Annotated in this window: 10 protein-coding genes; 4 read left to right on the top strand and 6 right to left on the bottom strand. The window is 36.8% G+C overall.

What is annotated here, in order from left to right:
- Positions 1 to 1,035, top strand: coding sequence for an endonuclease/exonuclease/phosphatase family protein (locus ACFQO1_RS07345; protein WP_380217344.1), 1,035 nt, complete (start codon positions 1 to 3; stop codon positions 1,033 to 1,035).
- Here the strand turns inward: ACFQO1_RS07345 and ACFQO1_RS07340 are convergent.
- On the bottom strand, positions 1,032 to 2,432 hold the full coding sequence (locus ACFQO1_RS07340) for a TlpA family protein disulfide reductase (protein ID WP_380217343.1): 1,401 nt from the start codon (positions 2,430 to 2,432) through the stop codon (positions 1,032 to 1,034). The genes ACFQO1_RS07345 and ACFQO1_RS07340 overlap by 4 nt on opposite strands.
- A 151-nt stretch (positions 2,433 to 2,583) precedes the next feature.
- On the opposite strand from ACFQO1_RS07340, the gene ACFQO1_RS07335 reads away from it, so the two are divergent.
- Entirely contained in the window at positions 2,584 to 4,209 is a 1,626-nt protein-coding gene (locus tag ACFQO1_RS07335; protein WP_380217342.1) for an ABC-F family ATP-binding cassette domain-containing protein, read from the top strand.
- On the opposite strand, the gene ACFQO1_RS07330 is transcribed toward ACFQO1_RS07335, so the two are convergent.
- Entirely contained in the window at positions 4,210 to 4,449 is a 240-nt protein-coding gene (locus ACFQO1_RS07330) for a DUF2007 domain-containing protein (RefSeq protein ID WP_380217341.1), read from the bottom strand.
- 140 nt (positions 4,450 to 4,589) lie between these two features.
- Between ACFQO1_RS07330 and ACFQO1_RS07325 the strand changes: the two genes are divergently transcribed.
- Positions 4,590 to 5,201, top strand: a complete 612-nt coding sequence (locus tag ACFQO1_RS07325; RefSeq protein ID WP_380217340.1) for a fasciclin domain-containing protein — start codon at positions 4,590 to 4,592, stop codon at positions 5,199 to 5,201.
- Between the two features lie 47 nt (positions 5,202 to 5,248).
- Here ACFQO1_RS07325 and pheT read toward each other — a convergent pair whose 3' ends face one another.
- The gene (gene pheT / locus ACFQO1_RS07320; protein WP_380217339.1) at positions 5,249 to 7,675 is read right to left on the bottom strand and encodes a phenylalanine--tRNA ligase subunit beta; all 2,427 of its coding nucleotides are present in this window, start codon (positions 7,673 to 7,675) and stop codon (positions 5,249 to 5,251) included.
- Between the two features lie 95 nt (positions 7,676 to 7,770).
- Here pheT and ACFQO1_RS07315 point away from each other — a divergent pair, with 95 nt between their 5' ends.
- Positions 7,771 to 9,009 (top strand): peroxiredoxin family protein, encoded by a 1,239-nt coding sequence (locus ACFQO1_RS07315; protein ID WP_380217338.1) that lies wholly within the window; start codon positions 7,771 to 7,773, stop codon positions 9,007 to 9,009.
- Between the two features lie 47 nt (positions 9,010 to 9,056).
- Here the strand turns inward: ACFQO1_RS07315 and ACFQO1_RS07310 are convergent, their stop codons facing one another.
- The 3 genes from ACFQO1_RS07310 to ACFQO1_RS07300 all read right to left on the bottom strand — a co-directional run bounded on the left by ACFQO1_RS07310 (position 9,057) and on the right by ACFQO1_RS07300 (position 13,340).
- Entirely contained in the window at positions 9,057 to 11,534 is a 2,478-nt protein-coding gene (locus ACFQO1_RS07310) for a DUF5686 and carboxypeptidase regulatory-like domain-containing protein (protein WP_380217337.1), read from the bottom strand.
- A 65-nt stretch (positions 11,535 to 11,599) separates the two neighbouring features.
- Positions 11,600 to 12,067, bottom strand: coding sequence for an SsrA-binding protein SmpB (gene smpB / locus ACFQO1_RS07305; RefSeq protein ID WP_380217336.1), 468 nt, complete (start codon positions 12,065 to 12,067; stop codon positions 11,600 to 11,602).
- Positions 12,068 to 12,161: 94 nt separating this feature from the next.
- The gene (locus tag ACFQO1_RS07300) at positions 12,162 to 13,340 is read right to left on the bottom strand and encodes a hypothetical protein (RefSeq protein WP_380217335.1); all 1,179 of its coding nucleotides are present in this window, start codon (positions 13,338 to 13,340) and stop codon (positions 12,162 to 12,164) included.
- Positions 13,341 to 13,433 lie beyond the last annotated feature (93 nt).

Genomic DNA, 13,433 nt, shown 5'->3' with positions numbered 1-13,433 from the left:
TTGAAACGATTAGGTCTTTTAGGAACGATAGTGTATTGGGCAAACATTTGTGTAGCCCTCTTACTATTGTTATCATTTGTGCTACCGTATTTGCCACCTAAAACATTTTCAAGTATTACTTTATTAAGCCTGGTAGTATCACCGTTAATTCTACTGAATTTGTTTTTTGCTATCTACTGGTGTTTTCGTTGGAAACGAAAAGCTTTCTTATCTGGAGTTTTAGTCGCATTTTCTTTTTTTCATTTTAATCCTTTTTTTGAGTTGTCTTCGGAAGGAGACGCCTCCGCATACGAGCATACCTTAAAAATACTTACCTATAATGTGCGTTTGTTTAATGCCTATGAGACAAATCCTTCAGAAGACGTATTGGCCTCTTTTTCGACCTTAGTGAATTCTGAAAATCCTGATGTGATCTGTATTCAGGAATTTTACAGAGAAACGCACCTTACCATCCCCGAATATCCATACCAATATGTACATTTCAGAAATAATGAAGTAAAACTGGGACATGCGATTTATTCCAAATATCCCTTACAAAATACCGGTGCTTTTGATTTTAAAGACTCAAATAACAACACGATCTATGCCGACGTGGTTAAGGGAAGCGATACCCTTAGAGTGTATAATTTACATTTGCAATCGTTAGGTATTTTACCTTCGGTCACTTATTTACAAGGCGGGGATAAAGAGCGAATTCGAAAGCGCATGACCGAAACTTTTAAAAGACAACAAACCCAGGTAGAAGCGATTTTAGAACATGCTAAAATAGCTCCGTTCCCTGTTATTCTGTCTGGTGATTTTAACAATACACCATATTCTTATACCTACCACCAACTAACAAATCATTATAAGGATGCTTATGTAGAACGTGGCAATGGCCTTGGCACTACGTTTAAATTTGACGGTTATCCAATGAGAATCGATTATATAATGACTTCTGAAATGTTGGAAGTGGTGACTTTTGAAACCATTAAAGAATCCTTTTCAGATCATTATCCGTTAAGTGCAACCCTAGGATGGTCTAAGAAAGATTAGCGATTTAAATATCCTACTAAAAGTGTTTCGATGGAAGAACTAAAAAGCGATGTGTTTCCATCCAAGATTTTACCGTCGCGTCCTACGATAATAGCTTTATTAACGGTATGAATTGCTAACTCGTTTGCAGCGTTTTCTAGGTTTTCAATCTGATATTCGTCTTTCGTTTTAAAACCATTACGAAGAACTATGGCTTTCCATTTTTTATAATCACGATCTGTGTTGATTCCTATAAAATCGTATTCTGGATATTTATTATGTAATTCGGCTGCCTTGGTATGAACATCTCTGTAATGGTTAACCGATTCGTAGGTCCAAAAATAGATGACAGAATTCTTCTTAATTAAATTTTGAAGATTTCGGTTCAAATTCTCGGTATCGACCAATTGTATGTCTGGAATTTTATTTCCAGGGGTCAATTTTACAGTATAGGTCGCCAGTGCTTGAAGTGCTTCAAGATCATTTTTATTTGTTGATATTTCAGCAAATAATGAGACAATTTCTTGAGATTTGACACCATCTTTAGTGCTTAATAAATACCGTCTTACTGCTCTGCGCATAAGGCTGTTTTTAATAGAGTCGTTTTTTACCAAACTGTCTATTAGTATAATTTTTTCTTTATTGTGAGCATAGGAGTTCCAGTCATAATAGTCGGTAGCGCTATCAATTTTTTCATGTGCTAGGTTATCAAAGTACCTATTTAAAAAGCGTGTATATGAAAAATAATTTCTGAAAGATGGATTGTCAAGATTTATTTTTTTCCTATAATCGAAATAATTTGGAGGTAGTGAATCTAAATAAGATGAGGGATTTTCGGCATGTATTGCGACATACGATTCTTTTTTCGAATAGTAATCGTACGCTAGATTTGCTTCTACGATTGCTTTAAAATCATCTGATGCTTTATTTTCCGAAGTAAAACCAGCTACCATTTTTTTTCTGATGCGCTGTAAGGAATCAATTTTTTTTAAAAACTGTGAAGGAGGTAATTGGTAGATGTCCCCCATCATTTCTGTATCCTCTTCATTTCGTAAAAAAAGATCTATCAATAAATTATTCTTTTCTGCTCCCGTACCTGTAAAGGATATCGACTCATCAAAATCCATGGTATTGACGCGAAGCATCAAACTATCACCTGGTTCTAGATAGAACACTTGATACTCGTTATGTTTAATGGTATAAAGTCCTTTTTCAGAATTTTCGGGGTGGTACATAAAAAAATTATTGTGATCCAGAGAAACCGTATCCAATAACACCCCTTCTTTTAAGATGACAACGTAGTCGCTTTTTGGATTCACTATTTGACCTCCAATCCAGCTATCATTCGAAGTTTCTTCCTTCGTATTACAGGAAAATAAAACAAACGGAATAAGAAATATAAGTAGTTTACTATACAAGGGCTGTAAAATGTTGTTTGTAACAAATGTAGCCGACGGTTCTGCCGTAATATGTTAATTGAGCGTTAAAAGGAATATAAAAACGTTAATGTTTCTTTAGTCCTCTATTTATAACTATTTTTGCCGAAAATTATAAAAGCAGGAGATCGCTATGTTATCAGTTTCAAATTTATCGGTTCAATTTGGCAAACGCATCTTATTTGATGAAGTAAACACGCAGTTTGTTACAGGCAACTGTTACGGAATCATTGGCGCCAATGGAGCAGGAAAATCAACTTTTTTAAAGATTATTTCAGGAAAACAGGATCCTACGTCTGGTCATGTTCACTTGGAATCTGGCAAACGTATGTCAGTCTTAGAGCAGGATCACAGTGCCTACGACGAGTATTCGGTCTTAGAAACGGTATTGAGAGGAAATAAAGAGCAATTTGCAATCAAAACTCAGATCGACAAGCTATACGAAGATTATACCGACGAAAACGCCGAGAAAATTGGGGAGCTTCAGGTTGCTTTTGAAGAAATGGATGGCTGGAATGCAGACAGTAACGCAGCAGCCTTACTATCAAATCTTGGTATTGATGAGTCGTTACATTATACATTGATGGCAGATATAGACGGAAAACAAAAAGTTCGCGTGTTACTCGCTCAGGCACTTTTTGGAAATCCAGATGTGTTGATCATGGATGAGCCTACCAACGATTTGGATTACGAAACAATCGGCTGGCTGGAAAATTTTCTTGCAAATTATGATAATTGTGTCATCGTGGTATCACATGACCGTCACTTTTTAGACGCAGTATGTACGCATATCTCTGATATTGACTTCGGAAAGATCAATCATTTTAGTGGAAACTATACCTTTTGGTACGAGAGTAGTCAATTAGCCGCAAGACAACGTGCACAGCAAAACAAAAAAGCGGAAGAAAAGAAAAAAGAACTGGAAGAATTCATTCGAAGATTCTCTGCCAATGTTGCAAAGTCGAAACAGGCAACTAGTAGAAAAAAGATGATCGAAAAGCTAAATGTTTCAGACATTAAGCCTTCCAGCCGAAGATACCCTGCCATTATTTTTGAACGCGAACGCGAAGCAGGAGATCAGATTTTAAATGTTGAAAATCTTTCAGCGTCTATAGATGGGGAAGTTCTGTTTAAAAACATTGATATGAATCTTGTAAAGGGTGATAAGGTGGTCGTGTACTCTAAGGATTCGAGAGCTACAACTGCATTTTATGAAATTATCAACGGGAATGCAAAACAAGATTCTGGAACCTATCAATGGGGAGTTACTACGAATCAGAGTTATCTTCCACTCGACAATCATTCCTTCTTTGAAAATGAAATGTCACTAGTAGATTGGTTGCGTCAATGGGCTAAAACCGAAGAAGAAAGAGAAGAAGTCCATATTAGAGGATTTTTAGGAAAAATGCTATTTAGTGGGGAAGAGGCATTAAAGAAATGTAATGTACTATCAGGAGGAGAAAAAGTACGTTGTATGTTAAGCAGAATGATGATGATGCGTGCCAACGTTGTCATGTTAGATGAGCCCACCAATCACTTAGACCTAGAATCAATCACTGCCTTTAACAACAGTTTAAAGAATTTCAAGGGAACTGTTTTATTTACAACCCACGATCATGAGTTTGCACAAACGGTTGGAAATCGTGTAATGGAGCTAACACCAAATGGTATTATAGACCGTTACATGACGTTTGATGAATATATGAATGATAAAAAAATTAAAGAGCAACGCGAAAAGATGTATGGAATACTGGCGTAACTATTCGCCTACTTCAGCAAGATATGTGTCAATCGTTTCTTGTGCTTTTAAAAGTTCATCTTGTCTTATAAATAACATAACTTGTCCTGGTACTCCTTGAGCAAATCCAGCAGTAATTCCGCTTTCATTATCATTCCTTTCAATAGGACTGATTCCTATATCATTCAATCGTGAAATTAGACCTTTGGCGATCATAGCCGGTCCTGTATAAATACGTGTGGTCTCTTCGTTTGATTTCATACTGTTTTCTTATAAAGATACAATGAGAGGTGCGTTATTACAAATTTGTACTACGTTAAACTTAAGCCAAAATGGTATTTTGCAAAAACCTCAAAAGGCTACACCTCGTTTATGTAGTATAATCAAAAACTATAAACAACATGAAAATTACAAGAATTATGACAGTTGCTATTTTTGCAATGGCACTTATTACAGGAACCTCATCATTTGCTCAGGATAAAATGATGAAGAAAGAAAAAATGAAAAAGGAAAAGATGATGAAGGAGAAAACAGTTATGGTAGGTGGTGCTGCTATGTATCCAACTAAGAATATCGTGGAGAATGCTGTAAATTCTAAAGACCATACAACTTTAGTAGCGGCTGTAAAAGCTGCCGGACTTGTAGAAACTTTAGCTTCAGAAGGACCTTTTACTGTATTTGCACCTACAAACGCAGCGTTTGATAAATTACCAGAAGGTACAGTAGCAACATTGCTAATGGAAGAAAATCAAAAGCAACTTCAAGGGGTGCTAACCTATCATGTACTTGCAGGGAAATTTAATGCTGCAGACGTTATAAAAGCGATCAAAGACGGAAAAGGAAAAGCTACCTTTACAACAGTAAATGGTGGTTCTTTAACGGCATCAATTGCTAATGGCAAAGTGTTGCTAACTGACGAAAATGGTGGAACTTCTACCGTAACAATTGCAGATGTAAATCAGTCGAATGGCGTGATACACGTTGTGGACACAGTGGTTTTGCCTAAGAGCTAAAATCAGTAAATTCTATAAAATTAAAAAGCGGCTTTTAGCCGCTTTTTTTATCGTAATGAAGCGTCAAAATCTTTTACAAAGCGTTGCTGTAGCTTGTTCATGATCTTGTCAATTTGTTTGTCGGTCAATGTTTTCTTTTCATCCTGAATCGTAAAACTCAACGCATACGATTTTTTTCCTTCAGGTAAGTTCTTACCAGTATATACATCAAACAGGGTTACTTCTTTCAGCAATTGTTTTTCAGTTTGAAAAGCCGCTTCTTTCAATCCGTCGAATGTAACTTCTTCGTCCAATAGTAAGGCAAAATCACGTTTTACTTCTGGGAATTTAGGAATCGGTTGCAAGATAAAGTTAGTAGCAGATAGCTCACCCAAGATAAGATCCCAGTTAAAGTCTGCATATAAAACTTCCGTTTCTATTCCAAAATGTTTTGTCACTTTTTTTGAAACCACCCCATAATCAACCAGGGTTTTCTTCTTTGTGATAATTGAGAGACCTTCGGAAAATGCATCATTTTTGGTGCTTTTTTCTGAAAATTCAGTTATTCCAAGTCGTTTCAGCATTGTTGTAATAACGCCTTTTACATAAAAGAAATCTGATCTTTCTGTTTCATGTGTCCAAGTATCTGAAGTTTTTCCGCCAGAAACCAGAAGTGAGAGATGTTTTTTCTCCTCTCTACCACCTGCGTAGTTATGGTAAGTCTTTCCGAATTCGAACAGTTTTACATTGTTTCTTCTACGGTTATTATTGTACAATAAGGCTTCCAACGCTCCAAACAGCATAGATTGTCGCATGACTGAAAGATCCTGACTCAACGGATTAAGCATTGTCACATAGTACTCATCTTTCACACTTTCTAATAACTTTCCGTAGGCAGGACTTGTTAAAGAATTACCTAACATCTCGTGAAACCCTAATCCTGTTAAGAGATTACTTATTTTATTTTGGATCTGATAATCCTCAATTTTTTTAGTGCTTGCAATAGAAGCATTCAATTTTTGAGTGAATTCAATGTTGTTGTAGCCATATACGCGTAATACTTCTTCAATAACATCGGCTTCACGTGTTACATCATTTCTATAGGCAGGAATGGTCATTCCTAACCCAGTTTCGGTCACGTTATTGATTTTTATTTCAAGGGACGTAAGAATACTTTTAATGGTTTCCCTCGGAATTTCCTCACCTATCAATCGGGCAGCATTTTCAAAATTAAGAAACACTTGATGATCTTCAATCTTCTTCGGATAGATATCTGTGATGTTACTGGTAATTTCGCCACCAGAAATTTCAGTAATCAAAATCGCGGCACGCATTAGCGCATACTCCGTAATATTAGGATCTATACCACGCTCAAAACGAAAAGAAGCATCGGTATTTAACCCATGGCGTTTTGCAGTTTTACGAATACTCACCGGATTAAAATAGGCACTTTCTAGAAAAATACTTGTGGTTTCTGAAGTCACGCCACTGTGAATACCACCAAAAACTCCTGCAATACACATTGGTTTTTCGGCATTACAAATCATAAGATCTTCTTCATGCAATTCACGCTCAACTCCATCTAGGGTAGTAAATTTTGTACCTGCAGGCAGTGTTTTTACAAGTACTTTATTTCCTGAAATCTTCGATGTATCAAAAGCATGTAGTGGTTGACCAAGCTCGTGTAACACATAGTTAGTTACATCAACAATGTTATTGATAGGGGCAAGCCCTATGGCTTTTAACCTATTCTGAAGCCAAGCTGGAGAATCTTCAACTTTACATCCACTAATGGTTACACCACAATATCGCGGAGCCAATTCATTGTTTGCTACTTCCACATCAATTTTTAATGTTCTGTTTTCAATATGAAAACTACTGGTAGAAGGAGTGATCAATTCAATAGAAATATCCTGTTGTAAAAGACCTGCTCTTAGATCTCTGGCAACGCCCCAGTGACTCATCGCGTCGGCACGGTTTGGGGTTAGTCCGATTTCAAATACTGTATCATTTTCTACTTCAAAAATAGTAGCGACATCTGTACCTGCTTCTAGCTCTTCGGCTAAGATCATAATTCCGTCGTGATCACTACCAAGACCTAATTCGTCTTCGGCACAGATCATACCTTCACTTACCTCTCCTCTTATTTTACCCTTTTTGATCTGCCACGGACTCCCTTCTGCATCATAAAGAGTCGTGCCAACGGTCGCAACCGGAACTTTTTGTCCTTTTGCAACATTGGGAGCGCCACAAACAATCTGTATAGGTTCGCCAGAACCCAAATCTACTTTCGTAATTTTAAGGCGGTCTGCATTTGGATGTTTTTCGCAGGCGACTACATGTCCTACGACGATACCTTCAAGGGCGCCTGGAACAGAAGTAAATTTAGAAATTCCTTCTACTTCAAGACCTAAGTCTGTAAGAAGTTCGCCAGTTTTTTGGGCATCCCAGTCGAGATTAATAAATTGTTTTAGCCAGTTATATGAAATCTTCATCCTTAAATTATTCTTAACAAACGGCAAAGATAACACTTACGTCGTTTTTTGTGAGTAAATTTGATACTTATAGTGTAACAATTTTAAAATTTCTCATGAGAACTTTCTTATTGCTTTTAACATCTTTACTAATCGTTTCTTGTAATCGTGATATCAAAACTCCTAAAGCAGGAGAGTGGCGTGCAGTATTAGAATTAGATAGAGGCAAAGAAATTCCTTTTTTAATGGATATTGCCGAAGATCACACCATCACCATTCATAACGGAGATGAAGCCATAAAAATTGATGCAGTTAAATTTGAAGGGGATTCTATTACGATAGCACATCCAGTGTTTGAAGGAGTTTTTAAAGGTATTTATACCGAAGATTCTATCTACGGAAACTTTATCAAGCCAAGTCTTGATCGGGTAGTACCCTTCAAAATGAAAAGAGGTCGGGCCGAAAGATTTACAGTCAAAAGTGCCCCAAAAGCAGATGTCACAGGTAATTGGGAAACAGTCTTTAGCCCGAAGAGTTCTGCAGACAGGTATATTGCCAAAGGAACTTTTGAACAGACAGGCCATAAGGTGACAGGTACTTTTAGAACGACCACAGGAGATTATCGTTTTCTGGAAGGAGCTGTAGAAAATGACACCATGCGGCTTTCTACTTTCGATGGAGCCCATGCATTCCTATTTGAAGCGAAAGTGGAAGATACTATCATGACAGGTACTTTTTATAGCGGCAATCATTTTAAAGAACCTTTTACAGCAAAGCGAAATGAGAACTTTGAATTGCCAAAGGCAGATTCTTTGACCTTTTTAAAAGAGGGCTATGATAAAATTGAATTTTCATTTCCAAATACCAAAGGTGAGCAAATTTCTTTGGAAGATGAGCAGTTTCAAGGAAAAGTAGTACTGGTTCAGATCATGGGAACTTGGTGCCCCAATTGCGTGGACGAAACCAAATACTATAAAAAGTATTATGACAAAAATAAAGGTAAAGATTTTGAGATCGTTTCCTTAGCTTTTGAATATGCTCCTACTGAATTAAAAGCCATGGCGGCTATTACGAAATTTAAAGAAGCATTGGATGTGCCATATCCTATTTTGCTAGCACAACACGGGACAGAAGATAAAAAGAAAGCCAATCAGAAATTGCCTATGCTCAATCATGTTTTGTCGTATCCCACTACCATATTTATAGATAAAAACGGAAACGTACGCCGTATACATACAGGATTTAACGGTCCTGCAACTGGTAAGAAGTACGATGAGTTTGTCAAAGACTTTGAAAGTTTTGTAGGCAGTTTATTAAATGAGAAAGTTGACGAAATTAAAAAGAAAGAGGAATAACTATTTCATCTTTAATCTTATGTATTCCTAAACTTGAATACTATTTTTTACTGAATAAAATTCAGAAATTTAAGTCCGAAAACGAAAGCACCTTCGCTATTTCCATTGTAGAAACTGCGCACATAATCCAGTCTTAAAAAACGAAACTTTCCGAAGCCCAGATTATCAATTCCCAACGAAAGCTCTGTATACGGTTTTTTGCCGTCAATGGTAAGTGCATGTGCCCCAGCGACCAGATTAAAATTTAATTTATTGATTCCTGGAATTTTTCCTAAAATATAGCCTCTAAAATCGTGCTCTAAATGACCTTCAAAATAACTTGTATTGGTACTTAACTCATAATAGGGGAGCAGGTTAAAAACATTACTGTATTTGCCTGAAGTTCCCACACGGGTTTGATTTCCATTAAAGTGTTGAAAATCGACAAAGGAGATATCCTCACCATTAAAAAATGTACCCCCTTTTAAATTATAGCTGAATTCTCCTTTATTACCCAACGTTAGGTCCTGACTTAAACTGGCACGTAACTGACTAAAATTATAATCACTGTTGGTAGCTCCTAAGGCATTTTCAAAAGTGATGAATAGCTGTGGGTACTTATCACTGTTTAAGTTATACTTCCCATCTGGATAGCTCATATATTTTTGTCCAAAGGTAATCCCGGCAGTTAGAGTTGATTTAAAAAGACTGTGCTCTTCTATGGCAGCATTTATAAAATCATTAGGCGCCAAAGGATTATTGGAAGTATAGGAGACATCATCATTTGGTATCGTTACATAGTCTGTATTGTTAAACAGTGGTTTCCGTTCTTCATACCCGAAATTGGTAAAGATTCGTACCCCATTCACTACTTCTTGGCTATACGATACTCGTGCATACGTTAGTTCAAAGTATTTTGCATAATTACGTTCAAAAAATAAGGAGGATATACTATTAATTATCGGTGAAATAGGTTCTGCTGCATTAAACTGACTCACAGAACTTCCGCCACCCAGAGAAATACGTAGTCTGTTAATACGATTAAAATTTTTAGTGATGCTTCCAGTAAAACGGAGTCGGTCCTCGGCGATTCCGTAGGTCGCATTCAAGTTGGCAGAGATCCATTCGGTACGGTTTTCATCATACCACTTAAAAAAGTTGAGTCCTGCGCCACCATTCCAACCTTGAACGGAATTAAAATTGATTGCAGGAAAAGGCCCCTCATAATTGAGACTCCATTGATCGTAGCTGTTTCGATACGAATAGCCTGTTATAGGATCCAGTAATTTGTATTTATTACCCTTCGCATCTATTGAGTCAAGATAAGTTTTGGATTTTCGTAAGGTCTGAATGCTATCTTTTCGTACGTAGTCGCGTAATTCTTCATTTGATAAAGGGACAGGTCGTATGCCTTTCCAGTACAAGCTGTCTTTTTTATTGGCAGCTTCGGCAAAGCTTAAAACTTCGTTGGTAAAAGAACGTTTGGTAAATTCTGGCGTAAAATCATAGTTGCTATAATTCGCGATAAATCTTCCGTCGCCATTAAAACCTAGAAAACCAAAGCTGAAATCTATGGTTTGTGAGATCTTTACCCAGAAATTATTAGTTTCATCAAATTTAAAATTCTGTTTAAAAACAAGGTCTTGTACAAAAGGAACCTGTATGGCCTGACCGTTTGTAGAAAGTTCTACTCCATAAAGTTGCCAGTCATCTTCAACAATATAGATACTCCCTTCCCATACTCTGTCATTAGGTCTTCGTGGAGTAACCTTAATTTTATTGATCAATTTTCCACCTTCATAAAAAACACCGTCTAATTTGTATCTATAATATCCTAGTGCATCATTTGCAATAGGTGATACTATAGCCGCGTTAATGTTAACTGTATTTTCATAAAACGAAAAATTAGCATCACGAGCACTATTAAAACTGAAGCCATTGTCATCGCCACTCACTTTACTGGCAATAATTTTTTCTTTAAAGTCATCAGGTTTTTTATAGGCAATTTCACTAATCGTTTCACTTAAATAAATTATTCCCGTTCGTGTGGAATCGAGCGCACCTTCAAAATCACCTATTTCTTGGCCTAACACCTTTTCTGGTACATCTTCGACTCGCCATACTCCCCGCGAATAGAAGTCTGCTTTATATTCGGCTATCTTATCGAGATTTTCTTTTCGTTGTGCAATGGTTGCACGTATAATGCGATAGGCAGGATCTTCAGAAGTATTGATAACGACCTCGTCCAAGCTAACCGATTCTTCTTCTAACTTGGCATTTAGTATAAAAGGATATTGAGATGGAGTGACCGTCTTGGAGAGGGTTTTGAACCCTAAAAACTGAAACACTAAGGTCATTTCTTTTGTTTCAGAAACAGAAAGCGAGTAGTTCCCTTCTTCATTTGATGTAGTTCCCGTGTAGCTTCCACTTACATAAATATTAACAAAAGGAAGGGGTTCTCCTTTTATATCGGTTACTTTTCCTACAATTTGAGCATTCACAAATGTTATTGAAATTAAAAATAGCGAGAGTAGTAGTTGTTTCATAAGATTGAATATATACTTCTATAGACGAGGGCACCTATTGAAGCGTTGCTCTTCAATTAAAAATTTTAATTATTGAAGGCTTTTTTAATCCGACTTAAATTTCGTTTGCTGTCGCGCTCTTTAATACTATCGCGTTTGTCGAACTCACGTTTACCGCGACATAGCGCAATTTGGAGCTTTGCTAATCCTCTTTCATTAGTGAAGAGTAACAAAGGGATTATGGTAAGCCCAGATGTTCGAACCTCTTTACTTAATTTTTTAAGTTCATTCCGATTTAAAAGTAATTTTCGTTCGCTTTTTGGATTATGGCTAAATGAACTTGCGTGCGAATACTCCTGAATGGTCATGTTAACAACAAACAGTTCGTCTCGATCGTTAAATTCGCAAAAACCTTCGGCAATTGAAGCTTTTCCTTCACGGATGGCTTTGATTTCGGTTCCTGCTAAAACTATTCCAGCGACATACGTATCGAGAATTTCATACTCGAATTTTGCTTTTCTGTTTTTTATTTTCACTGTTTTCTGTAATGCCATAGCAATGCAAAAATACATTTTCTAGAATTGCTTCTGAAAGTTTGAGGCATAAAAAATCCCGCATATAGCGGGATGATAATTTATATTTTTTAAATTAAAAACTAATTGCGGAAAACATAAATTCTAAATTAGAAGGAACTTTTGCGGTGTTTCCATTATCGTTTGCTCCAATGACGACTCTGAAACCAGTTGTAGTTTGATTTGAATAATAAATACCTATACTATCATCTGTACCACAGCCACTACAATTTAATACAGAAAGCTGTATAAGATAGTTGGCATCTAATTGAGCCGTAGTAAATGTGACCTGGTATACTCCTGTACTAACACGCGATACAGTGGCACCACTTATCTTGGCTGCAGTACCTGTTGCGCTTACCTTTCCTAATGCAAAAGTTTGAGGACCACTAGTACTTAAAACTCCTGTAGCATTACTATATACCGCACCAGCTCCCAGACCTCTAACTCTTGCATTACCATTAACGTCTAAGACTTGTGATGGATCTGGAGTACCTAGGCCCACAAAGCCAGTACTTCTTACTATAATTCTTTCTTGTTGTGAAACAGAGCCACTTGGTGTCGTACTAATAACAAATCTAGAAGGAGTGCTTCCAGGACTAGCCAAGCCATCAATATAGTATCGAAAACCACCTGGTTCTCTTATTGCTGATCCATCATGTGTTTTTACGATAAATGATCCTATTTCTTGATCGGCAACTGTAAAAGCAGCTGGAGAGGCAATCGTTCCACCAGTATTGTATAAAATGAAGTTCGGCGGATTTGCATTAGCACTTGTGATTTGAAAGTCATTATCACCAGGGCCTTTAAACTCAAAACGTTCTACAGGGTCATCGGTTCCAAATCCAATACGACCATCATCTGTGATGACCATATCGGTTCCAGCAATTTTTGCCTGTTTAGCAAAGATTAAATTGTCTCCTGAGCCATTAGTACCATCTTCCCATTCTTCTTGTACAAAAGGGATCCAATCTGTTCTGGAATGATCCCAATAATGAAATCCTTTTAAATAGCCAGTAATATCACGATTGAGAAAAACGATCATACTATTTTGATCGATTGTTGGATCTGTAGATGGGAAGTTGTCAACTCTTGGTATTAAAATTCCATCGGTGTTTGCGGGGGCAGTTGTATTTGATGCAGGGATATCCAAAAGACTTTTTGGGTCTATAGTACCTATTCCTACTTGAGCTTGACTACTTAAAATTGTAGTAACAAACAAAATAACTGCATAGTTAAATGTAGTTTTTTTCATGGTTAAGTTCTTTATCTTGGGGATAAATCGTTGTAAACATACTATAAAATTTAACTCATTTAAATAATTTTATAACGATTTTCACCTTATTTA

It is taken from the genome of Jejudonia soesokkakensis (assembly GCF_042664795.1).
GTDB classification, from domain to species: domain Bacteria; phylum Bacteroidota; class Bacteroidia; order Flavobacteriales; family Flavobacteriaceae; genus Jejudonia; species Jejudonia soesokkakensis.
Note: the sequence above shows the minus strand (reverse complement) of the source record. Positions and strands in the feature narration are given on the sequence as shown.